The following is a 22,791-nucleotide window of genomic DNA, read 5'->3' on the forward strand; positions in this document are numbered from 1 at the left end:
ACCGAACTCACGTCTCACCAGCACTTTAATCGCCTACCAATTCTCAGTCATGAACTGGTGGCTCGTCCTCGTCGCTGGTGATGGGACGCCGAAACCAGAATTTTTTCAATCTGTGCGATACCGTTATGGATTGACATTTCCCGGTCGTAATATTCACGCGCCGCTACGCCCATGAGTCTGCGGGTCTCCGAATCAATGGAGCCGGCTAGCGTGAATGCATCTGCAAGTTGTTCGACTGATTCGGGGTCAACTGCGAAACCGAGTCCATTAGCAAGAACGATCTGCTTCACATCACCACGCACTGTGGTGATAACTGGAATTCCATTAGACAAACTGGACTGCATTTTGGACGGAATCGTTCCGTCAAAGATGGCCAAGTCCTTGAGCGAGACAATTTGGAAGTCGGATTGGGCATGAATTGCACCCATTTTCTCGGGCTCGATCCTACCTAGGAATATGACATTGTGAGCACCTATTGTCTCCGCCAAGGCACGGAGCCGCTTCTCTGCCACACCCGAACCAACAATCGTAATGGTCACATTTGCCACGTGTTTCACTGCGTCGGCAGCACGAATGACCGTGTCTAGCGACTGATGGTCTCCGAGGTTTCCCGCGTAGACAATCGAGACATTCGAGTCGTCCCGAGAAGCGCTATCCCCGAGGGAGCCGGACGCCTCCGCAGCGTCCCAATTGAGAACCGTGTGAAGGCGTTCGACGGGCACTCCTCGGGCCGCGAGCATACGCGCCATCGAGGGGGCGATGGCTATCGTTGCTGATGCTGTGCGATAGAGGTACCGCAGCCACGGATCGAGCAGGGCACCAATTAATTTCTTAGCACCACCGCGACCAACCATGGACGAATGCGTCACGGACTCTGGCCACAAGTCTTGGATATGCATCACATAGGGAGTACCGAAAAGCGCGCGCCAAATCGAGGGACCGATCGCAGGAGTCATCTGGGTTGCATAGACATAAACAACATCAGCCGAGCGAACGAAGTGATGCGCGAGGGCGGCGCTCCCCGCAAACGTCAAGTAGTTCGCAAAGCGCGCTAAGGGATTGTAGGAATGGCTGATGACGAGGGGAACACGCCGAACGCTAACTCCGTCAATCAGTTCTACGAAGTTGCGTCGTCGCTTGTAGCCCGGAAATAACTCTCCGTCTGGATAGTTGGGGTAGCCCGTAACAACACGCACCTCATGACCCCGTGCCGCGAGACCGCGTGCGAGTGTATCCGGAATACGTATTGCCTCCGGCGCATAATACTGCGAGACGATGGCGATCTTCATATTCTTGAGCTCGAGTCTGGAGCAGCGACGTCCCCTAGATACCAATCAACCGTGCGTTTGATCGAGTCTTCGAAGCGCTCGGAGGGGTGCCAGGTGAAGGCAGTCGAGCTGGAGCCTGCAGTTACCTCGAGCGATTGAGTCAGGCGGCGAATGATGGCCGATTTGCCCGTCGCCCGGCCTGCAAGGCCTAGGAGGGCGGGAGGAAACGAAAAATTACGGCTCCGCTTGCCCATTGCGCGACTGATCTCCCGGACAAGTCCGCCAGTAGACGGGCTCGTCAAGTCACCAGCAAGTACGAGTGCCCCGGCAGCCGCCTCGTCAGAGGCACACTTCTCGAGCAACTCGACTAGGTTCCAGACCGAACACAAAGTTCGGCTGTTGCGCAGGCTTCTGAGCGGCAAAGGAATGCCACTTCGAGCCAGTGAAAGCGTCTTCACAAAATTGCCTCCGACTCCTGGCCCGTACACCAACGGTGTGCGCACGACAACAACTTGTAGGTCCGTTTCTCTCTCCACGCTTCTCAGAGCGACCTCTGCCTCGTGTTTGGAGACCCCATACGAGTCTTGTGGATCAGGAGAGTCTTTGGCCGTGAATGGTCGACCATCCGTCTTTTCGCCATTGACCTTGATGCTGCTCAAGAAGACGAATCGTGGAACACCCTGCGACGAAGCTGCTTGAGCGAGCGCTACGGTACCGAAAGTATTGACACGACGAAATTCCGCCAACGGGTCCTTAGCTGTGTCATTCATAACATGTACTCTTGCAGCCAAGTGGACTATTGCGTCATGCCCAGAGAGGTCCTTGTTCCAATCGCTCGCAGGACCCAGATCGCCTACGAGGCATTCTTCTGTGCCAAGAGGAGCCGAACCCGCGGTTCGCACTCCCGCCGTCACGTCATGGCCGCGGTCGAGGAGGTGGGTACAGGTATGACGCCCGACGAACCCATTCGCGCCAGTAACAAAAATTTTCACGAATTCATCCCTTCCCGGTCAATCATTTCCGTCGATGTTCGTTTCAGACAGGTTGCGACCGCCCCCCAGACGAAATAGGCCGCGAGAATTGCGGAGAGGAGAACGATCTCTATGGGCCAAGGTAGATGCTTGACGGCCGCCCAAATTCCGATCGCCCCGGCGCACAAACTTAGCCCCGTGACGAGGAGCGCCACACGGAAGTGCGAAATGCCACTATCAGTGAGGCGCTGATACACGTGATCACGATGAGCGTCGGACCAGCGTCTACCCCGGATAACACGGCTCACTAGAGTGAAACCAGCATCCGCGAGGTAGACGATTAGAGGCGCAATCACCGCGAGAAACGGGACTCCGTGGGCGAGTGCTGCAACTGCAGTAATGGAAATGCTTCCCCCGAGCAGGTAACTCCCCACATCTCCCAAGAATATCCGCCCTCGTAGGTTCCACGGAAGGAACCCGAAGAACGCGAGCGCGACTATTCCGCCAGTGATCGCTAACCATGGAAGTTCAAAGACAACACCCAAGATGGCGTATGTGACGCCGACGACCGTGCCGTGCAACGCTGAAATACCATTGACGCCATCCATGAAGTTGGCGACGTTTATATACCCGGCTACACCTATCGTAAAGACAACAACCAACCAGGGGGCGACTCCGGCATGCCCAACGACAATACTGGACGCTATGAGTCCAATGCAGATCTGGGCGCCTGCGCGCACACGAATTGAGACTCCACGCACGTCTTCGATCCACCCCAAAACGGCGGAAGCCACAGAGACCCCAACGATTACGCGTAGCACTGTAACGGACTCGACGCTTGGTAGAGATGCCACGAGAATGCTACAACCAATAGCCAAAGCGAGTAGAGGACCCAGTCCGCCCCCGCGAAGAACCGCTTGCGTGTGCGCCGAGCGCGCATTCGGCACGTCCACGACATCTAAGTGTCGAAGGAATGGGCGGAGTACGAAAGGGGCCATCAGACTGACAAAGGCGACGGCTGCCAGAGCGATAACAAGCATCATTACTAGGGCCTACCGGAAACGGTCGCCTTGGCCTGCAGAACCGGGCTTTCACGGCGGAACTGGTCATCCCAGAACGACTTTTCGAGGTGGTCCGGCGAGATAGCTCTAATGTTTGCATGGGAAATCTTGGGATGGATCGGGCGTGCGTCGGTCTCGCCGAGTCCGACGAGTTCTTCGTGCAGCTTTTCGCCATCGCGCAGTCCTGTGTAGATAATCTCGATTGCCTTGCCCGACTGCGCGATCATTCTCTGGGCAATGTCCAAAATGCGAACCGGCTCGCCCATATCGAGGATCAGTACTTCGCCAGGGCGGCCGATACCACCGGCCTGCACGACGAGCTGGCATGCCTCGGGGATGGTCATGAAGAACCGCGTGGCGTCGGGGTGCGTAATCGTGAGCGGGCCGCCGGCCTCGATGAGTGCGGTGAAGGTCGGCAGCATTGAGCCGCGGCTGCCAATAACGTTGCCAAAGCGCACGGAGATATAGTCGTGGCCTGTCTGTTGAGCCGCGTTCGCGGTGAGCTGTTCCCCCGCCCGTTTTGAATGCCCGAGCACGCTCGTCGGGTTGGCAGCCTTGTCGGTGGAGATGTTAACGAACGTCTTCACACCCACGTTCTGCGCAGCCTGCAGCACGTTACGGGTGCCGAGTACGTTTGTCTTCCACGCCTCATCGGGGTATTGCTCGAGCATGGGCAGGTGTTTGAGGGCGGCAGCATGAAACACGACGTCGGGGCGACGCTCCGCGAAGATCGCCGTGAGTGCTTCGCGATCGCGAATATCCGCCAGCACAACATCTTTGGTATCGAGCAGGCCATGTCCAAGAATGGAAATTTGCGTCGTCTGCAGGCCAGTCTCATCACGGTCCAGCATAATAAGCTCACTGGGCGCGAACGCTTGAATCTGACGGCACAACTCGGAACCGATCGACCCACCAGCGCCGGTGACCAAAACGCGTTTACCGGCTATGTAGCCGGCGATCGACGCCACGTCGGTATCGACGGGGTTGCGGCCGATGAGGTCGTCAATGGAAATATCACGCAGGTCGTTCAGACGCACCTTGCCCCTGAGCACCTCATCAAGAGTGGGAAACACCTTGACCCGAAGGTCGGCGACGTCTGCTGCGTCAGAAATCTCACGCAGTCGAGTTGCATCAACACGAGCAATCGAGACGATTAACACCGTAGCCTTGGTAGCTTCAGCAGCGCGCACCAGATCGGCTCCTGTACCGAGCACACGAACTCCATGGAGCCACACGTTGCTCTTGCGCGGGTCGTCGTCGATAAGACCAACCGCGCGAAACGAAGACTGCGCATCAGTCTTCATGCGGCGCACAATGGATGCACCGAGGTAGCCAGCACCATAGATGAGCGCACTACGTGCGTTGTCCGCGGGCACGATAGCCCGTTCAACGAGTAGTCGCTTGTAGTAGCGCACACCGCCCATAATTACAAACGCCATTGGCAGGGCAATTATGACGCTGCTGCGCGGAATATCCAGGGCGCCACCGAAGACAAATACGGGAACAGTCAGCACTAGAGCTGTGGCGAGCACGGACCAGAGGAGCGAGCGCACCTCAGCGAAGCTGCCGTACGGGTGGCGGCCACGATACAGGTGGTAGACCGAGCCGACAAACAGCTGCAGAACGGTCGCAGCTACACACAACAGTGCAAGCGGTAACCAGCTGATGAGGCTGACCTGAAACTCGTAGCGGAAAACTTGCGCCAGAATAAGCGCAACGGCCCAAGACGCGGCGTCGAATCCGAACTGCGTACCAAAGCGCACAACGGGCACGGCCTTGTGAAGTTCTTTTAGCGCGCTCGACGCAACTTCGTTTACTGACACAACTTACTCCCCCCAGATTGAAGTGCACTGCACTCCTGTTCGGTGCCGAAGTGAGCCCATCTTCATAAACTCCGATTCTACCCTATGAAAAAATCGGGCTTTTGGGGGACGTCGCAAACCGCGGGTAAGCGAACTATCAATTACAGCCATGTTGTTCCACCGTCGTTTGACCTACTTAATGCGTCCCCAGCCCACAACCAGAGAGTTCCCTCGCCGCTGGACACTGCCACGCTGCCGGGGTTGAAGGCAGCCTCGCGGCAGCCGGTAATTGAAAATGGCGCGTCTGTTGATTCGCCTGCTGTGAGGAGCTGAAGCCCCGCACACTCGGCCTGGCTCTGCGCCACAACCACGTAGCCATCGCCCGAAGTGGCGAGGTTGACTGCTCCCGGCAGGGCCAGTGCCGCGCCCCAGCTGGCACCGGAGTCGGTTGTGCGAAGAAACGCGCCATCGGCGCAAAGCAGAGCGGCTGCGGTGGCGCTGCGTGCCGCGAAAGCCACCACGCTGGGGCACGGCGCAGCCACGTCGCCGTTCGGAGTGTGAACGACCGCTCGGTTGGCCGGATTAATGAACCAACGGCCGCTCGCCCGCTCTGGATAGTTCGCCCACTCTTCACCCGCAACGTAAGTGTCGACAACCTGCGGGGAACAACTGGTGGAGTCTAGGGTGACGAGTGACGTCTCGGCATCATCCACTGCCGTAATGGTGAGGATAGACGACGCATCGGTGTTGATCGATGCGTTGAAGGAGACCCAGCTGGCACCGGAATCGGTGGTTCGTTCCGGTGCTGCCGCAGTGACCGGGCAGGGGCCCGTGGGGGCTCGCCAGGCAGTCGTGCCGTCGAGAGCCGAGATAATTCGGGTGGGTGCCACGGTCTCAACAGTGACTGGAACCACTTCAACGGGATCCACCGGTGCAGTGGTCTCAGCCGGCGATGCCGTGGGGGTGGCGGTTGAGGTAGGCGCAGCAGAGACATTTACAGCCGACGGAGTTTCCGGCGGCGCGAGAGCCAGCGCGACAAGGGCGACATCAACGACGACGAACAGGGTGAGGGCCGCCAGTATCCAGCGCCGTCGCATGGCTTTGTTCTGGCTCGGTCGCTTGTGCGGTTTGAAAGATGCCACTTTTCCCCTTACACCGGAACGATTGTCGCTGCCCGCTGAAAAAGCGAGACGACGGATTGCACGGCAGGTACGAGTTGTCTGGCTGATTCGGCGTAGACGCTGTCGTGCTGACGGTACGGGTCGACCACGTCGTCGTCGTCGGGAAATTCGGCTGGTGGCACCATGCCGCGCTGGGACGCGGTGAGTCCGACTACCGAAGCGAACCGACCGGCCGTGTTGTCGAGCGGGAGACTGGCAGCCTTGGTGAGGTCGTTATCGGTCAGATCGTGCACCAGGCGTGCGAACTCGCGAATCGTGAAGGTATAACGAATGGCCCGCGGCGAAAGCTCCGCGATAGCACGTCGGTGCTCGCGCGACATCGCCAATACCAAGTTCGATGAGGTCAGGTGCTCAACGGTGAGTTCACGTGCAACGTGTGCTGAAGGATCACCGCCGAACTGGCGAGAAAGAGCCGCGGCCTGCTCGGGCATGCCCTGGCCGGTGAGACCGATGGTTCCCGCGCTCGCGACCGACACCCCGGGCAGTTTGCCGAGGCCCACTTGCAGCAACTGCTCCGCGAGAGGTGAACGGCAGATATTGCCCGAGCACACCGTGAGAATCGAAAACGTCGTCATCATGCGGTACGCCGACGCATCCGACGCAGCTGGCGCGTGCTTACGGGAGCCGGGGCATCGGCTGACTCGGCGAGAATGTTTCCATAGCTGTACTGGCCATAGCCATAGGAGTCCGGCCCCTTCGTGGGGAGCATAGTGATGATGACACCCACCGGGCTGCTTTCGACGCGTTGCAGGGCCTTCACCGCACTGGCAAGTTCATTGCGCTTGGTGCGGCCAGAGGCTACCACAAGCAACGCACCACCGGTGAGCTTGCTCAGCACCGCTGCATCGGTCACGAGAAGCAACGGCGGGGCATCGATCAGCACGACGTCGAACTCTGCGGTGAGGCTGTCGAGCAAATTCGACATTGCCGCTGAGCCGAGCAGCTCACTAGGGTTCGGGGGAACGCGACCACTGGGCAGCACGACGAGTTTGTCCCGGCCCCAGCTCTGCAAGACGTCGGCGAGTTCGGCGCGACCGATGAGCACATCCGTCAGGCCGACAGCCCCCTCAAGGCCCATGTAGTGCGCGAGGCGGGGCAGCCGCAGGTCGCCATCGATGAGGGCGACTCGCACGCCCGTTTCGGCCAGCGCGATGGCCAGGTTGGCCGTCGTGGTGCTCTTGCCCTCACCCGGGATGGAGCTCGTTACAACGAAGCTGCGGGGGCCGCCCGAGATATTTACGAATTGCAAGTTGGTGCGCAGGCTCCGGAATGATTCGGCGCGCGGGCTCTTCGGGTCGGCATGCACGACGAGCGGGCGTTTTTTTGCGTCGGGGTCGAAGTTGATGCCACCGAGCATCGGGGTATCGGTCACGAGCTCGATGTCGTGCAGGCTGTGGATGCGCGTGTCGAGAACGCTGCGCAGCACAGCGATTCCGATTCCGATGGCCAGTCCCACCAACAATCCGAGCGCAATGTTCAACGGTACGTTCGGACTCGCCGGTTTCGTGGGTACCTGAGCCGGCTGAATGGTCTCGATTTTCACGGGGCTGACCGCTTCACCATCGGGTTTTTCTAGCTCATCGACCACGATGCGGCTGAAATTGCTGCCCACGGAGTTGGCAATTTTCGCTGCCAACGCCGGGTCACTGTTCGTCACCGACACGTCGATGAGCACGGTGTTCAACGGAGAGGATGACGCAATGGACGGGGCAAGTTGAGCGGCGGTCATGTCGAGGCCCAGCTCCGCAATGACTTCGTCGAGCACGATGGCACTGTTCACGACATCGACGTACGACGCCACTGCCTGGCGCGCGAAACTCGTACCTTGTACTAGTTCACCCGAACCGGCATCTGCCGCCGCCTTCACCGACACATATAGCTGGGTGCTGGCGACATATTTTGGCGTTGTGGCGATAGAAATCGCGGCGGAGGCCGCAATTCCGAAAAGCACACACGCCACGATCAGGATCCAGCTTTTATGAAAAATCCTGACGTAGTCTTTCAACTCCACGTGCATGCCTCCGATAGATCGTGTTGCTGGGAAATTCCCAATGAAGGGAACATCCCCCTTATATAGTGACACACGACCACGCATGGGCCTCGCGAGCTATCACCATAAAACACGCATTCAGAGCGACACGCTCGGGGCAGACGCCCGGTTACTGGACGGGCACACGCGCACAGTCGAGGGGCACGTCGGAGATGGCTGTGGGGTTGACCATCGGCGTCACTTCAGCCGCAAGCACCTTCTGGTCGGTGCCTGCCGCGACCACGTCCACACTCAACTTCGACGTAGTACCAGGCTTCATAGTGAGAACCACCTTTGCCACCGGATACGCGGTGTCGTGATATTCCTCCAGCTCAACGTAAACACCGTCGATGGCCGCGCCCACGATCTGCGACCCTGAGGGCGCGTAGACCATCACAATCATGCGCTGCACACCAGGCTTGAGATTTTCCCGGACGAACTGGCCCAGGATCGATGGGCTGATCGATGTCGCAGCGTCGAGTGGCAGGTCATTTGTGAGCTCCAGGTCGATTCGATACGACGCCCTCTGGTCGTCCCTACATACGGCCTGCCCTAGACCAACCGACTGATGCAGGAAGTAGTTCATCTTGGAACCGACGTTCTCCTGCAGGTAAACCCCGACCCGGTCGGTCGTCTCGTCGCTCTGCGGCAGGGGACCGGTAACTCCTAAAGACGTAAAGAGGGCTTGCTCTTTCTCCACGGGGCTCCACAACAGCAGGCGCCGTTCATCGACAGCCTGCGTCACGGCCGACATCAGCGCTTTTAAATCAGATTTGCCGCCAATCAACTGCTCAAAAGTCCTTTGCACGATCTCTGCGTACACGACATCCTGAGCCGCGTTGTCAGCACCGACGTTATCCGACCAGAATCGCATGTAAATTTCGTTGAGTAGTAGAGGGACGAGTGACTCACTCGTGAGAACGTCGCCGGTCGAGAGGGTTACCGGGGCGGTTCCGCGAAGCAGGTAGCTCAGCGCCACGGGATCCACGCCGATAACGCCATCGATGGTGGTTCCGAACTGACGTTTCCACATCTCCTGGGTCACTTCGGCTGCACTTTCGAAGCTCGGGCGCACCGTGACGTTAGACATGGCCCGCCCGAATTCCGAACCGTAAAGCTCGGCAACACCGTCGGGCATCGCAATGACGGACTCCTGGTAGTACGCGAAGTTGCCGAAACCGGCTGGAACCGCCTTGCCCAGACTGATGCTGCCATTGTCAATCGTCAACAGGGCGAAAGATAGGGACGTCCCGCCGAGGGCACGTGCTTCGGCGCTGTTCTGAAACACGATGACGTAGTCGCGCGGCGCACTGGCGCCCAGCGCATCGGGGATAACGTCGAGAGCTTGGCTGGCTGACGCGAGCGGTGGCGCGAGGCTCGCGAGGAGGCTGTCGAATTTACCCACGGCCGCGGTGAGCGGCGCCATGGTGGCGCTCGTGTCTACGCCGTTGATCCGCTGCCCCGCTGCGGTGAGCACCGTACTGGCTTCACTGAGAACTTGGCCCGCTGAAACGAGCGGTTCAAGATCAATACCCCCATCAACAGACTTGAGCGTTGCCGGGGTCAGATTGGCTACAACCTCTACCATAGGCATAGCGGCATCCGTGATCACGTCATCGGCGACGGCCGCCAAGGTGCGCACAGCGTTCAGATTGACCCCGACGAACGGCACGAATTCAGCGGCGCGCCACACCGGGTCTCCGGTCAATTCGCGGGCACGTGCGGCGTGGCTGGCCATTTCGGTAACCGACGCCTTGGCCGCTTCTGTGTCTCCTGCAATTGCCTGGCTCTTGATCGTGGCGGCCAGTGGAATGGCGGCTTCGAGTTCTGTCTTCGCTTGCCATCCCCGAACGCCTACCCACGCGCTCGCGAGCGCGACAACGACGACCACGCCGATGATCGTCCAGAACCACCAGCGGCGGTAGAAGCGCGGCCGGGGTCGCTTCGCGGATTTCTGGGCACCAATTGTTGTTTCACTCACCATGCCATTGAATCAGTTCAAATCCCTCTAAGAGACCACGGGCCGGCGAGTCAGACCGGCTGCACCAGGTCGCGTAGCAGGTCTTGCAGCCCGAGCCCAAAGCGCAAGTAGTCCCCCGTGCGCCAGCCACGCAGAATCGGCGCCACCCGCAGTAGCCGTGCCGCTGGCAGCGTGCTTCGACGCGTTTCATGCGCGAGCTTCGCATCGATCAGGGCCAGTACTGAAGTGGATACCGCCGGCTCAAACTCCGAGGCCCGCTGCTGCAGCGCCGCGGCTCGCGCGAGAAGTCGGGCATTGCGGGCGGTGCGCGGCGCACGCAGTCGGCCGAGCTTGCCGGAGGCGTCGAGGGTGGTCACCCCGATCTGGTTACCGCCGTGCTGACGATAATCGGTGAGCGGCTCGTCGACCAGGTCGACCAGGCCGGTCGCGGCGGCGACCATAGCCATCCACTCGTCGTGCACCCACACGGCCGGAAACGGTCGTGAGCGCTCGACCAACTCTCGCCGCACCATCATCGTCGCGCCGGTCACGATATTGCGGCGCAGGTAAGCGTCGATGGCGTGTCCCGCGTGCACGGCCGCGCGGTCGGCTTCCGACACACCCAAGGTTTGCAGCAGCGTGAGACCGAGGGGGGCGCCGGCAGCGTCGACGAGGCGGGCGTCGGTGTGCAGCATCTGCAAAGCGGGCCGCCGGGTGAACTCGGTCACCATGCGCTCCACCCGCTCGGGCCACCAGACGTCGTCTTGGTCGCAGAGCGCGATGAGATCTCCCGAGCAGGCCGCGAGCGCCTGCTCGAAGTTCGCCGTCACCCCCAGTGCCGTACTGTTTCGCAGAACCACCACATTTACAGCGGGCCAGGCCGCTACGACTCGCTCCAGTACAGCCAGCGTCTCGTCGGTCGACCCGTCGTCGGACACCACGATCTCGCTTACCGGCATCGATTGCCTCAGGATACTGAGCAGCTGCTCTTCGAGAAAGGCGGCACCGTTATAGGTGCACAGCGCGACGGAGACGCTCACAATCATTAGCTACGCTTCACGCCGACCGACAGAACGCCGAGGAACATTCCGGCCATGATCGTCTGCGAACCCAGCATCATGAGCAGCGCGGCCGGAATCGCTGCGCGCAGAGTAGTGCCCGCCTCGAGCGGGCCAAAGTCGTTTGAGGCCCATCCGATCAACTGCGTAACCGCGACGCCCAGACCGATGAGAAAGAGCAAGAGGCCGACAACGGCCCCGCTCTCTAGGCTGATGCGTTTCTGCAACCGGTCGAAGTTGCGGCTGCGCGGAATACGAAAACCCTCTTGCTGTGCATAGATCTTGGTGAGAATCGCAAACAGCACTGATTGATAGCCGACAACTGTGAGCGCCGCGAGATAAAGCTGACTGGAGTAGGTGAAGCCGACGCGTCCGACGACGACCGGTCCAAAGCTCAACAGCATTACGCCGACAAAGCCCAGCAGAAATGCCGCCGTCCCCGGAATAAGGAACAGCCACCGCGGGCTGAAAATGAGGAGAAAGCGTAGGTGGCGCCAACCATCGCGCCAGCTGCGCAGGTGCGGCGGCCGATTCCGGCCGTCTTTCGCAAGAGTGGTCGGTACTTCGCTGACGCGCGATCCACCAAGAGTCGACTTGACGACCATTTCGCTGGCGAATTCCATGCCCGTGGTCTGCAGGTGCAGGTCGAGCATGGATTGGCGGTTGAATCCGCGCAGGCCACAGTGAAAATCTTTGATGGGCGAGCGAAACAGCATGCGCCCGATCCACGAGAGCACGGGGTTGCCGAGGTATTTGTGCAGCGGCGGCATGGCGCCGGGCTCGATGCCGCCGCGAAAGCGGTTACCCATGACGAGTTCGTCGCCAGCGCGCAGGCGTTCGACGAACCCGTCGAGGCGGCTGAAGTCGTAGCTGTCGTCGGCATCGCCCATGATCACATAGGTGCCGCGGGCGTGTTCGATGCCGCCGTTGAGGGCGCTGCCGTAGCCCTTCTCTGCGATTGCGACCACACGGGCGCCGAGCGACTCGGCGATCTGCTGCGAACCGTCGGTGCTGCCGTTGTCAGCGATCAACACTTCGCCTACCACGCCGCTGCGCTCAAGGTAGCCGAGGGCCTTATTTACGCACACCGCCAGAGTCTCAGCTTCGTTCAGACACGGCATGAGGATCGTCAGTTCGATCGTCGAAGTTTGCTGCATGTGCGTGTGGGTCCTGTCTGTGTTCTACGGTGCGCCCTCAATCGTACAGACTTAGTGCACTATGAACATTGGCCTCGTCGTCACCACCCTCGGTCGAGAGCTGGGTTTGCGCCGCCTGCTGCAGTCTTTGGCTGGCCAAGTCACCGGCGCAGACACGATCGTGATCGTCGCCCAGGGTAATCTGCAAGTCGTCAAGGATCTCGCTTTGGAGTTCACCACCATCGGCTGCGAGATTGTCGTGACGACGTCGCCGTTGGGCGCATCGCGCGGACGCAATGCCGGGGTCGCAGCGCTTCCGGCGGGTATGGACTATCTCCTGCACTTTCCAAATGACACCACTTGGTTTCCGCCAGGAACCATCGCGGGTATCCGTGAGATTCCGCCCGCGGCCACCGCCGCCGCACTGACCGTCACAGATGAAAACGGCCCGAAATTTCACCTCCCGGCCGCGGGGACGCCGCTGGACCGTTGGAACGTCTGGACCGTCATCGAGATGGGCCTCGTCATTCGCCGCAGCTTGTTCACCAGGCTTGGCGGCTTTACAGAGTCGATCGGTACCGGCGCTTCGACACCGTGGCAATCAGGCGAGGCGACCGATTTGCTCTTGCGTTTGATGCACGCCCGCGAATCAGATTCGTTTGTTTGGTTGCCGGCTGAGGTGGCCATTGGTGGTGTCTCAGACCCGCATGGGCTTTCCAACGGCGAGCGCCGGCGCAAGTTGCGCAGCTACGCCCGGGGATTTGGTCGCCTGCTCACGGTGTGGCACTACCCCCTCTTTTGGCGGGCCGCAGCATTAGCCGGCGGGCTGCTCTTCGGTCTGCGCAATCGGTCATCTTTTCAGACAGCGGATGGCTGGTGGGTCTTCGTGGGCCGTTTCGAGGGCCTCACCGGCCGCTGCTGGGGCAAAAAGTTGTCGAAGGCGGTCGATCGGTGAGCCTCTCGCTACCCCCGCAATTTCGCCTACGCGGCGCAGCAATGTCGCTCATTACACTTCTCGGCGGCGTCTCCCTGGCCGTCATCCCGGCCGCGACCGTTGCCATCTCGGCGCGGCAGTTCAACCTGGACGAACAGGGTGCCATCGCCGTAGCCGTAATGTTCGCCACGTTCGTGGGCCAGGTGACTTTCGCGGTCGTCGTCGAATCACGGTTGAGTTCGGCCGCAACAGCTCGACGGGTGACGTTTCCGCTCTGGCTGGCCGCGCTTTCAGTGTTGACAGCGATCATCGTCGGCTTCAACTCCAGCAACGTCGTCGCGCTGTGCATCGCCCTTCCCATTCTGCTGGCATCGCTCGAGGTCGGTCGTGGAGTGTCCGTCGCCGAGCGCCTCGACACTCGCGAAATCTGGGCATCCGTTCTCGTCGGCTCCGGGGCCCTGGCTGGCGTTCTCGTCGCCTTCACTGCACAGACCTGGGGAATGATTCCGTTGGTAGCCGGGATCGCCGCGGCCACCTGCGTGCGTTCCCTTCCTGTCTCCCACCAGCCGAGTCGGCCCGACCCGGCCGTCATGGGCTGGGTAGTCGCAGACACCTCCATCACAGGCGTCATCTATCCGCTTCTGAACGTGATGATTCTCGCGTTCATCGGCCCGGCCCAGGCCATTATCTTCACCGCCATCTCCACGGTGTCAGGGTTGCTGGCAATACCACTCAACTTCTTGCGACTGCGGCTGCTGAAGGAGCATTCCCGCCTCGATATCGGAGTGTCCGGACTAGCATTGCTGGGTGCCATCGTCGCGCTCGGCATTCTCGAAGCGACCGGCGCGTTCGGTTTCATCTTCGGTTCCGCCTGGTCGCTCTCCGACACTGCGCTGCCACTGGCCGTCGCCTGCGCGTGGCGGGCAACGTCGCTTCTCACCACAATTCCCTTCGCTGCCCTGCGGCGGATGGGTGCCGTGCGCCTGCTCACTGGTTTGCGAGCGATCGTCGCGGCCATCACGTTTGCCCTCGCCGGGCTTGGCCTGGTCACGCAGAACATCGTCTGGGTCTTTGCCGGAATGCTCGTGGCCGAACTCATCTCCGCGGTGATGTACGAAGCGGCCCGCCACTCCCGCACCACTCTCGTGACCAAGGACTAAGTCGATGCCGCTTCCGCTCATTTTGGTTGACCTGCTGTTCTTCACGGGCAAGAAGGGCGGCATGGAGTCGTATGTTCGAGAGGTCTACAGCCGCATGCCGCGTGAAGACGCAGGTGTTCGATTCATAGCCCTCGCGTCAAACGAACTCGCTGCCAGCGACACGTCATGGTTTCCCGGTGACGTCATCGATTCCGGCATTAGCGGCGAGAACCGGATCGACTGGGCGCGCGGTGAGCTGTTCAGCGTTGCCGGGTTCGCGCATCGCCGCGGCGCAGCGCTCATCCATTGCCCGGCCAACTTGGGTCCGCTCTATTCACGAATTCCGGTCGTCATGACGATTCACGACCTGCTGCCCTTTCGGCATCCGGAATATGTCCCTGGCGCCTATTCACTCATCCTCCGCACCCTGATTCGATTGGGCGCGCGCACCGCCCGCCGCGTTCTTACGATCAGCAAAGCCTCCCGCACCGACATTCGACGCTACCTGCGCATCAAACGCACTCCCGTCGACGTGATCTCGCTGGCCGGCGAGACCCTAGGCACCGGCGCAACGCCAAGCCGCCGCACCGACCAGCTGCTGGCCGTCGGTAACCGGATGCCGCACAAAAACTTTTTGACACTCCTCGAGGCGCTCGCGCTTCTACCCGAGTACACCCGACCGCGCCTGGTGATCACCGGCAGTCACGGCGACGACCCACTGACGCCCCTCGTGACCCACCTCGAGCTTGAAGAGTGGGTGACCTTGCGGGGCTGGCTCACCGCCGAAGAGCTCGACGCGCTCTATGCGGAGTCGGCCCTCTTTGTGTTTCCGACGCTGTTCGAGGGCTTCGGCCTTCCGGTTCTCGAGGCGATGGCGCATGGGTGCCCGGTGCTCTGCTCCGACATTCCGGTGCTTCATGAAGTCGCCGGCAATGCGGCGGTCTACGTTGATTCTCACGACGCCGCCCAGCTCGCAGACGTCATTGGCGGGCTCCTGGGGTCGCCCGAAGAATTGTCTCGGTTGGCGGCGGCCGGGCTCGAGCGCGCCACCGAATTCACCTGGGACCGCACCGCCCAGCAGACCCTGGCGTCGTTTCAGCGAGTCTTGGCCGAACGGTAGGCGTCTAAAATCCGGTCGATCGATCGGCTGAGCCCGCTCGCTGTGCGTTCCGTAACGAACCAGGCCTGAGTGGATTCTCGGAGAGGCTCACCGGCGTTCACGACCGTCACGATGGCGGCCGCGAGCTCGGGGGCCTGAACCGACGTGGCAACGACACCATTAATCCCGTTGTGAACCAGTTCGGCCGCTGCGTTGTCGGAGCCGGCCACGACCACGCTGGGTGTCGCTACCGCAGCTGCCTCGGCGACGACCAGCCCAAAACCCTCGCGCCGCGACGGGTTGACCAGTGCGTGCGCACCGGCCAGCAGGCTGTGCAGGTCATCATCACTGACCCGACCGACGAGCGAAACGGCGTCATCGAGACCCAGGTCGGTGACGCGTGCAGCGACAGCGGCCGACTCCGGCCCGGAACCCACAATAACGAGACGCAAGTTGCTGATCTGAGTGCGCGCCTCGCGCAGGGCCGGCAGCAGGTCGATGAGGCGCTTGTCGGCGATGTGACGGCCGATGAAAATGAGATACGGCTCGTCGCCGCGTTTGGTCGTCGCATCGCGTGCGGTACCGACGAGGTCGACTAGCCCCAACGTGACCGGAGTGGCACGTTGCCGATAGCCCCGAATACGTGAGCCGGTGAAGTCGCTGTTGACGGTGTGCAGGTCGCCCAGGCGAATCGCCAAAAACTGCAGCATCGAGGCAACAGTGCCCATGAGCGCCCCCGAGTACGCCCGCCACTGGCGCCAGCCCCAGACTTCGAGCCAGTCGGTCACGACGAAGGCCTTGCTCCCGGCCAACGCCAGCTGAACCGCAAAGACGTTGAGTACGGGCAGGGCGCTGACGATGACCAGGTCGTAGGCACCTCGTTGCGCTCGAAAGTGGCGAAAAAGAGCCACCGCGAATTTCACGGCGCTGGTCGGCGTGCGCGTGCCTGTCCCGTCGTAGATCGCACCGCGCCACACCGGAATGACAGAAAAGGTTGCCTGCGGGGCTGCACCGTCCCACTGGCCGCGCGTCACATAGTCGACCTCGCTGCCTTGTTCGGTGAACAGTTCGGCGATGCGCCGATACACCCGCTCGCCGCCGCCCGAGTTGATCGGAAAGAAGCAGTCGTAGGCGATCGCGACGCGTGGCTCAGCCACGGAAAGTGGTTTCTGTCGGCTCTGTCGGCGGCGGAGCGGTCAGGCTGTCAGCCAGGTCAGCCGCATCCTCGATCCGCGCCGTGCGCGCGGCCATCCACCCCGTGCCGAGCACGAACACGACCGACACCAGCGCATAGAGCGCCACCAGGGTTGGCCAGCCCAGCGGCGGTTGCCAGGCCGGGTTCTTCCACATCTCACTGATCGGCTGTTCACTGCCGACGACATAACGCCACATCACAACGACGAAAGCGAGCACCCCGTAGGACGCGATCATCGCGGTACTGATCCAGGTGACCCGCGTGGAAAGGAACGCCACGCGATTGCCCTGTCTGGCCGAAAGCAGCCAGCCGGCCAGAATCGTCACGCCCAGATACAGGAAAAGGCCGTATCGCCCCTGCCAGATAATTCCGGTCTGGCTCACGCTGTACCCCTGCACCAGGGCGGGCACGAAGACGGCGGCGGCCGTCATCACGGCCATCGTGACCAACCCGCGTCGCCTCGAAGCGGTCACAGCGAGAACGATCAGAATGCCCAGGGGTATGACAAACAACCAAGAAGCGGATGTCCCCAGCGGCGCGTCGAACCACCCGAAGTACCCGATCGCCTGCTGAATGAACTCTGGGGTGGTGCGGATTACCTGCACAAAGCCCTGGGCAAATGAAGCTCCGACCAATGGGGCGTCAGATTTTTCAGCCTGGCTGGAGAGGCTGCCGCCACTCAACGTCCAGGCGATCGAGAAAATCCCGCCCGCCGCAACGATGCCCAGGGGAATGTATGAGCGAGCGGTGGTGAACAGTGACCTGACCGAACTCCATCCTGTGGCGATGAAGCAGATACCGGCTACGACAACCAACCACAGCGGCCCCGTTGCCCGCGCTGTCGCCAGCGTCACGGAGGCGACAGCAACAATGGCCCAGAGATACCAGCGGGGAAGCGACGACACCTCACGTTTGACCGAGCGCGAGTCGAGGTGCTCGAGAAGACGAGGAAGGGTAGCCCAGAGGGCGACAGCCGACGCAATCTCGATGCCGTTGGGGTTCACCGAACCGAAGAAGTACACCACCATCGGAGCGGCGGCAAACGCCATGCCCAGCGGCATCCAGCGCGCTCTGCGCACGGACATCGCCGCCTGAAACCCCCAAGCGATGAAAACGGCCGCGAGCAGCCCACTCACGATGCGCATGCCGTAGATGCCGGCTGACCCGTCGAGTATCAGGGTCGGCCATCCGACCGCGTAGTAATAAAGCGGGTTGTATGCGCCTACCCAGGTGTTGAACCAGTCTGCTCCGCCCTCATCGCCCAGTTCCACGCCGCAGTTCGCGGCCTGATCCGGATGAAAGGCAAAACAGAGAATATGCGACGAGTACGAGTACTCCTCTGGCAGGTCGACGACCGTGTGCTTGATGCCCGGTACCTGATACCCGATGACCTGCCCATGCACCTGGGCGATGGCCTTGGTCGCATGCGCATTCTCATCCGGCACCGAAAAGATCGGACTCGCCAAGGACCACAAAGTAGACAGCGCGGCCAGGATCAGAAAAGTGACCCAGAATACTGAAAGCGAATTGCCTGCAGGTCGCCTGCCGGCTGCCTGCTTCGCCAGCAAGGTAGTTCGTGGCACCTGTACATCGCTCCAGACATTTTGCCAGGACCGATGCCTAGTCAAACCAGAATACCGTCCGCTGTCGGCGGCGTCATGATTGTGCGTGGATCCGCCACGCGGCCAAGGCCTCCTCGAAGCCCTCCAGACCGTCAAGGTCTTCGAGAGCCTCGTTCAGCGTGGTCCCGTAGGCAGATTCGACTGCCGTTATGGTCGGCACGGGGATGCCCGCACGTTCCATACCCACGCGATTAGCAGACGCGACCTTGGCTGGATTTCCGTAGGCCTTTGCGAAGGGCGGTACGTTGCGTGTTACGACGGACCCCATCCCGATCATGGCACCGGCACCGACATACCGTCGTTGATGCACGCAGGTGCCCAGTCCAAGGTTGGCCCCGGCACCGATGCGAACGTGTCCGGCGAGGAGCACACTAGAGGCGAGAGTTGCCCCGTCCTCAAGCGTGCAGTCGTGCGCAATGTAGCTCTGATTCATCACGAAAACGTCGTTGCCGATGCGCGTCTGATCATGCCAGCCCTGGTGAATCTGCGCGTATTCACGAATGACGTTGTTGTTGCCGATGTGGATGCCATTCCCTGAACCGGGGGCGAGGGCATCGGCGGGATGCGCCCAGCTTCGTACTTCGGGCGGCGCCCCAATTACGCAACCAGTACCGACCCAATTGCCATTTCCGATGGTAACCGGCCCGATAATCACGGCCAGGGGGCCGATCGTGTTGCCAGAACCGAGCGAAACATTCCCGATTATTTGGGCGGTTGGATGTACAGAATTCATTGCTCCCTTACTGCATCTGGATCCGGGCGTCCAGATGTACGTCGCGTCATCCGTTATTCTTGAGGCGCACGTATTCAAACCGGTACATTGAATCTAATCTACGAGGCGACATGATCCCGATTACAACTGTCGAATTCGGCGAAGAAGAGCAACAACTAGTCTTGGAAGTTTTGCGATCCGGCGCTGTTGCGCAGGGTCCCAAGGTCGCACAGCTCGAAGGACGCTTTGGCGAACTCTTCGGAAGCCCCCACGTTGTCGCTGTTAATAACGGCACCACCGCACTCATTGCGGCTATGCAGATTCTTGACCTCCAGCCGGGCGACGAAGTCATCACGACTCCCTTCACCTTCGTCGCCACGCTGAACGCGATCCTCGAGGCGGGCGCAACAGCCACCTTCGCAGACATCCGTTCCGATGACTTCAACATCGACCCGGCGTCTGTCGCAGAAAGAGTTACAGATCGCACGAAGGTGCTGCTGCCCGTGCACCTCTACGGTCAGATGGCCGACATGGACCCGTTGGTCGCACTGGCAACAGAGCGAGGCCTTCGCATTCTTGAGGACTCCGCGCAGTCTCACGGCGCCAGCTACAAAGGAAAATACGCCGGGAGCTACGGCCTTGGCACTTTTTCCCTGTACGCGACAAAGAACATCACAACGGGCGAAGGCGGGCTCATCACGACGGATGACGACACCCTCGCCGATCGACTTCGACTGCTGCGCAACCAGGGAATGCGGGCGCGCTACGTGTACGAGATGGCCGGCAACAACTATCGCCTGACCGATCTTCAAGCGGCCCTCGGCATCCCGCAGCTGGAGCGTTACGCGCAGACTGTGGCCAAGCGTCAGAGCAACGCAGATCGCCTTATTGAAGGGCTTTCCGACGTTCCGGGCGTTATCGTGCCGCGTCAGTTGAACGGTCGGGGCCATGTCTGGCACCAATTCACCGTGCGGATCACGGACGAAGCCCGGGTCGGGCGAGACGCATTTGTCGAGGCTCTCGCTGAACGGGGCGTGGGCAGCGGAATTTACTACCCCAAGCTCGTCACCGACTACGACGCCTATCGTTCCCACCCACGCGTCATTCCGGCAGACGTGCCCGTCGCGACTCAGGTGGTCAAGGAAGTCTTGTCACTGCCGGTACACACCGCGCTGTCCGATGCGGATCTCACCGAAGTAATCTCGGCCGTTCGCGCCGTGGCAGGAGCTTGAACATGGCAGTGAAGAGACGAATTGCGCTGGTTGGCGCCGGCAACATGGGCACAAACCATGCGCGCGTCATCGCTCAGTCGGATCGCGCCGATCTTGCCTACCTCATTGACCCTCGTGAAGATGTGGGCCGACAGGTAGCTGATCGTTTTGGGGCAATCTGGCTGCCCGAACTCCCGAACCTGGCTGACGTGGATGCTGTGGTTGTTGCAGCGGCAACCGAGGCACATTTTGACCTCGCTATGCGTGTTTTGTCCCAGGACCGTCCTCTCCTAATTGAGAAGCCGGTCGCGGACAGTCTGCTTCGAACGCAGGAGATTCTGGACGAGGCTGATCGCCGTGATCTTCCGCTCATGTGCGGCCTTCTTGAACGCTACAACCCGGCGGTTCTCACCGCCAGGTCGCTGTTGGAGCAGCCCCTTCACGTCATGGCCACGCGCCACTCGCCATACGCACCGCGAATTCGCACTGGCGTTGCTTGGGATCTCTTGGTACACGACGTAGACCTGGCAATCAACATCATCGGCTCCAACCCAACGTCGGTGGATGCCGCGCTCGGCTTCTTCCACCCCGATTCCGCTCCAATGGCGGAGGACGTCGCTGAGACCGTGCTCGGCTTCGAAAATGGTGCTATCGCTCACGTTTCCGCGAGCAGAGTCGGCCAGCGCAAGATTCGACAGTTGTCGGTCTATGAGGTCGACCGTCTCATCGAAATTGATCTCCTTCGTCGCGACGTCACAATCTACCGGCACGTCTCGGAGAACTCGGTCGATGACGGCCGCGGATATCGTCAGCAGACCGTCATTGAAATTCCGGAGCTCATCACCTCCCAGGAGCCGCTAACCACTCAGTTCTCGCGTTTCATGAACGTCATCGATGGCTCAGTGGATGCCGCGGCTGAGCGTGCGACAATCGTGGCGTCCCACGAAGTCATCGATCAGGTCATCTCCAAGAAACTTGCAGCGCTGAAGTGAAGAACGCTGTCGGGCCCCGCGACACGTCTGCTGTTCCAGTTCCGTGGCACGTTCGCGTTCGCCAAAACAGCGGAATTCGATACCTTTTCGCCGGCGGTCTGGCATTCCTTGTCGACGTCGGTGTTCTTGCACTCCTGAAAAATGTGCTGGACTGGCCTCTGTGGTTGGCAACCGGCGCAGCTTTTCTGCTGAGCTTCTTCTTCACGTACACGATTCAGCGGATCTTTTCCTTCGGTTCCAGCGCACCGCACGGCGTTGCGCTGTTCAAGTACACGCTGCTGGTCGCGGTTAACACTTTGGCCACCGTCGCCATTGTTTCCCTCATCAATCCAACCGTTCTCGGATGGCTCGGCGGCAAGGTAATAGCGACTGCCTTGTCAACCGTCTGGAACTATTTCGCATACCGCTATTGGGTCTTCGCTGACACCCGCCCAAAAAAGAAGGACTAATCGTGTATCACGGTGCTCGTATCGCCGCAGTTGTGCCCGCCTACAAGGAAGAAAAGATGATCGCTACGGTGATCTCGACCATGCCGGATTTTGTTGACTTCATCGTCATCGTTGACGATTGCAGCCCAGACCAGACCAGCGAGGTCGTCAATCTCATTGCAGATGATCGCGTGACTCTCATCCGACATGAAGTCAACCAGGGCGTCGGTGGTGCTATCGTGACCGGTCACAAGTCGGCCATGGCGCTCGGTGCGGACGTCAACGTCATCATGGCCGGCGATGCCCAAATGGATCCTAACCACCTCCCGGCTTTGCTGGACAAAGTCACCCGCGACGGCTACGGCTTCGCCAAGGCCAACCGCTTCTTCGCCCCTGAATCGTTTGATGGCATGCCTCAATATCGCGTATTCGGCAATATTGTGCTGTCGTTCATGACGAAAATGGCTTCCGGATACTGGAACTTATTTGACCCGCAGAATGGATACACGGCAGTCCGCACGGAGGTCTTGAAGCGTGTTCCCCTGGACAGGGTGTCTCGTCGCTACAGCTTTGAGAACGATTTTCTGATCCACCTCAATATTCTTCAGGTCCCCGCCATCGACGTGCCGATCCCAGCGGTGTACGCGGACGAGGTATCGAGCATCCGACTCAGCAAAGTCGTTCCTGAGCTCCTGAACCTTCTAGGACGCGGCTTCTGGCGCCGAATCTGGTATCGCTACGTACTCTGGTCTTTCTCGCCGATCGCATTGCTGCTGGCGTTGGGTCTTGTCCTCTCCACGATCGGGCTTAGTATTGCGATCTGGGTGTGCTTCCAGATTGCCACCTCGGTCATAGCAACCGCGGCCACCGTGATGCTGGCGGCATTGCCACTGATGCTGGGCACACAACTCCTGATTAGCGCTTTGCAACTTGATATCCAAGCCAGCCCGTCTACCCCGACGTTTGCTCCATTCGAATAGGCCGCAACCCAAC

General features: G+C 60.5%; 20 protein-coding genes. 7 read left to right on the forward strand and 13 right to left on the reverse strand.

Annotation, left to right across the window (positions count from 1 at the left end; all coding sequences use genetic code 11):
• Nucleotides 1–47 precede the first annotated feature (47 nt).
• The 10 genes from E3T27_RS00230 to E3T27_RS00275 all read right to left on the reverse strand — a co-directional run bounded on the left by E3T27_RS00230 (nt 48) and on the right by E3T27_RS00275 (nt 12,487).
• On the reverse strand, nt 48–1,289 hold the full coding sequence (locus E3T27_RS00230; protein ID WP_134571202.1) for a glycosyltransferase family 4 protein: 1,242 nt from the start codon (nt 1,287–1,289) through the stop codon (nt 48–50).
• Complete coding sequence (locus tag E3T27_RS00235; RefSeq protein WP_134571203.1) at nt 1,286–2,260, reverse strand: NAD-dependent epimerase/dehydratase family protein; 975 nt, start codon at nt 2,258–2,260, stop codon at nt 1,286–1,288. The genes E3T27_RS00230 and E3T27_RS00235 overlap by 4 nt, the downstream gene beginning before the upstream one ends.
• Complete coding sequence (locus E3T27_RS00240; RefSeq protein ID WP_166786040.1) at nt 2,257–3,093, reverse strand: MraY family glycosyltransferase; 837 nt, start codon at nt 3,091–3,093, stop codon at nt 2,257–2,259. Before E3T27_RS00240 ends, E3T27_RS00235 begins: the two co-directional genes overlap by 4 nt.
• A 191-nt stretch (nt 3,094–3,284) precedes the next feature.
• A complete protein-coding gene (locus tag E3T27_RS00245) occupies nt 3,285–5,123 on the reverse strand; it encodes a polysaccharide biosynthesis protein (protein WP_241992045.1) in 1,839 nt (612 codons plus the stop codon).
• A 140-nt stretch (nt 5,124–5,263) separates the two neighbouring features.
• Nucleotides 5,264–6,244 (reverse strand): beta propeller repeat protein, encoded by a 981-nt coding sequence (locus E3T27_RS00250; protein WP_134571205.1) that lies wholly within the window; start codon nt 6,242–6,244, stop codon nt 5,264–5,266.
• 8 nt (nt 6,245–6,252) lie between these two features.
• Entirely contained in the window at nt 6,253–6,861 is a 609-nt protein-coding gene (locus tag E3T27_RS00255; protein ID WP_241992046.1) for an arsenate reductase/protein-tyrosine-phosphatase family protein, read from the reverse strand.
• Nucleotides 6,858–8,294, reverse strand: a complete 1,437-nt coding sequence (locus E3T27_RS00260; RefSeq protein WP_134571206.1) for a tyrosine-protein kinase domain-containing protein — start codon at nt 8,292–8,294, stop codon at nt 6,858–6,860. The genes E3T27_RS00255 and E3T27_RS00260 overlap by 4 nt, the downstream gene beginning before the upstream one ends.
• A 148-nt stretch (nt 8,295–8,442) precedes the next feature.
• Entirely contained in the window at nt 8,443–10,293 is a 1,851-nt protein-coding gene (locus tag E3T27_RS00265; RefSeq protein ID WP_206750140.1) for a DUF4012 domain-containing protein, read from the reverse strand.
• A gap of 50 nt (nt 10,294–10,343) precedes the next feature.
• Complete coding sequence (locus E3T27_RS00270; RefSeq protein WP_420898024.1) at nt 10,344–11,312, reverse strand: glycosyltransferase family 2 protein; 969 nt, start codon at nt 11,310–11,312, stop codon at nt 10,344–10,346.
• A 5-nt stretch (nt 11,313–11,317) separates the two neighbouring features.
• Entirely contained in the window at nt 11,318–12,487 is a 1,170-nt protein-coding gene (locus tag E3T27_RS00275; RefSeq protein WP_134571209.1) for a glycosyltransferase family 2 protein, read from the reverse strand.
• A gap of 61 nt (nt 12,488–12,548) precedes the next feature.
• Here E3T27_RS00275 and E3T27_RS00280 point away from each other — a divergent pair, with 61 nt between their 5' ends.
• From E3T27_RS00280 to E3T27_RS00290, 3 genes are read left to right on the forward strand one after another with little or no spacing between them, the layout of a single operon-like run.
• Entirely contained in the window at nt 12,549–13,421 is an 873-nt protein-coding gene (locus tag E3T27_RS00280) for a glycosyltransferase family 2 protein (RefSeq protein WP_134571210.1), read from the forward strand.
• Nucleotides 13,422–13,462: 41 nt separating this feature from the next.
• Nucleotides 13,463–14,560 carry a hypothetical protein gene (locus E3T27_RS00285; RefSeq protein ID WP_134571211.1) on the forward strand — a complete coding sequence of 366 codons (1,098 nt, stop codon included), beginning with the start codon at nt 13,463–13,465 and terminating at the stop codon, nt 14,558–14,560.
• A gap of 4 nt (nt 14,561–14,564) precedes the next feature.
• The gene (locus tag E3T27_RS00290; RefSeq protein ID WP_134571212.1) at nt 14,565–15,659 is read left to right on the forward strand and encodes a glycosyltransferase family 4 protein; all 1,095 of its coding nucleotides are present in this window, start codon (nt 14,565–14,567) and stop codon (nt 15,657–15,659) included.
• On the opposite strand, the gene E3T27_RS00295 is transcribed toward E3T27_RS00290, so the two are convergent.
• The 3 genes from E3T27_RS00295 to E3T27_RS00305 all read right to left on the reverse strand — a co-directional run bounded on the left by E3T27_RS00295 (nt 15,635) and on the right by E3T27_RS00305 (nt 19,188).
• Nucleotides 15,635–16,795 carry a glycosyltransferase family 4 protein gene (locus E3T27_RS00295; RefSeq protein WP_134571213.1) on the reverse strand — a complete coding sequence of 387 codons (1,161 nt, stop codon included), beginning with the start codon at nt 16,793–16,795 and terminating at the stop codon, nt 15,635–15,637. The genes E3T27_RS00290 and E3T27_RS00295 overlap by 25 nt on opposite strands.
• Nucleotides 16,788–18,299 carry a DUF2142 domain-containing protein gene (locus E3T27_RS00300; RefSeq protein ID WP_206750141.1) on the reverse strand — a complete coding sequence of 504 codons (1,512 nt, stop codon included), beginning with the start codon at nt 18,297–18,299 and terminating at the stop codon, nt 16,788–16,790. Before E3T27_RS00300 ends, E3T27_RS00295 begins: the two co-directional genes overlap by 8 nt.
• Nucleotides 18,300–18,489: 190 nt before the next feature.
• The gene (locus E3T27_RS00305; RefSeq protein WP_134571215.1) at nt 18,490–19,188 is read right to left on the reverse strand and encodes an LbetaH domain-containing protein; all 699 of its coding nucleotides are present in this window, start codon (nt 19,186–19,188) and stop codon (nt 18,490–18,492) included.
• Between the two features lie 110 nt (nt 19,189–19,298).
• Here E3T27_RS00305 and E3T27_RS00310 point away from each other — a divergent pair, with 110 nt between their 5' ends.
• The 4 genes from E3T27_RS00310 to E3T27_RS00325 are packed head-to-tail and all read left to right on the forward strand — an operon-like array spanning nt 19,299 to nt 22,778.
• Complete coding sequence (locus tag E3T27_RS00310) at nt 19,299–20,399, forward strand: DegT/DnrJ/EryC1/StrS family aminotransferase (protein ID WP_134571216.1); 1,101 nt, start codon at nt 19,299–19,301, stop codon at nt 20,397–20,399.
• A gap of 2 nt (nt 20,400–20,401) precedes the next feature.
• Nucleotides 20,402–21,370, forward strand: a complete 969-nt coding sequence (locus E3T27_RS00315; protein WP_134571217.1) for a Gfo/Idh/MocA family protein — start codon at nt 20,402–20,404, stop codon at nt 21,368–21,370.
• Nucleotides 21,367–21,819: a GtrA family protein gene (locus E3T27_RS00320; RefSeq protein ID WP_134571218.1), complete on the forward strand. Its 453-nt coding sequence runs from the start codon at nt 21,367–21,369 to the stop codon at nt 21,817–21,819. The genes E3T27_RS00315 and E3T27_RS00320 overlap by 4 nt, the downstream gene beginning before the upstream one ends.
• Nucleotides 21,820–21,821: 2 nt before the next feature.
• Nucleotides 21,822–22,778, forward strand: a complete 957-nt coding sequence (locus E3T27_RS00325; RefSeq protein ID WP_134571219.1) for a glycosyltransferase family 2 protein — start codon at nt 21,822–21,824, stop codon at nt 22,776–22,778.
• The last annotated feature ends 13 nt before the right edge of the window (nt 22,779–22,791 follow it).

Origin of the sequence: Cryobacterium lyxosi (assembly GCF_004403345.1) — a bacterium.
GTDB lineage: Bacteria > Actinomycetota > Actinomycetes > Actinomycetales > Microbacteriaceae > Cryobacterium > Cryobacterium lyxosi.

Bases quoted from the DNA above. Each gene is read 5' to 3' on its own strand.
- E3T27_RS00230 (WP_134571202.1), bottom strand. From the start codon at position 1,289: ATGAAGATCGCCATCGTCTCGCAGTATTATGCGCCGGAGGCAATACGT.
- E3T27_RS00255 (WP_241992046.1), bottom strand. From the start codon at position 6,861: ATGATGACGACGTTTTCGATTCTCACGGTGTGCTCGGGCAATATCTGC.
- E3T27_RS00275 (WP_134571209.1), bottom strand. From the start codon at position 12,487: ATGCAGCAAACTTCGACGATCGAACTGACGATCCTCATGCCGTGTCTG.
- E3T27_RS00280 (WP_134571210.1), top strand. From the start codon at position 12,549: ATGAACATTGGCCTCGTCGTCACCACCCTCGGTCGAGAGCTGGGTTTG.
- E3T27_RS00285 (WP_134571211.1), top strand. From the start codon at position 13,463: ATGTCGCTCATTACACTTCTCGGCGGCGTCTCCCTGGCCGTCATCCCG.
- E3T27_RS00290 (WP_134571212.1), top strand. From the start codon at position 14,565: ATGCCGCTTCCGCTCATTTTGGTTGACCTGCTGTTCTTCACGGGCAAG.
- E3T27_RS00305 (WP_134571215.1), bottom strand. From the start codon at position 19,188: ATGAATTCTGTACATCCAACCGCCCAAATAATCGGGAATGTTTCGCTC.
- E3T27_RS00310 (WP_134571216.1), top strand. From the start codon at position 19,299: ATGATCCCGATTACAACTGTCGAATTCGGCGAAGAAGAGCAACAACTA.
- E3T27_RS00315 (WP_134571217.1), top strand. From the start codon at position 20,402: ATGGCAGTGAAGAGACGAATTGCGCTGGTTGGCGCCGGCAACATGGGC.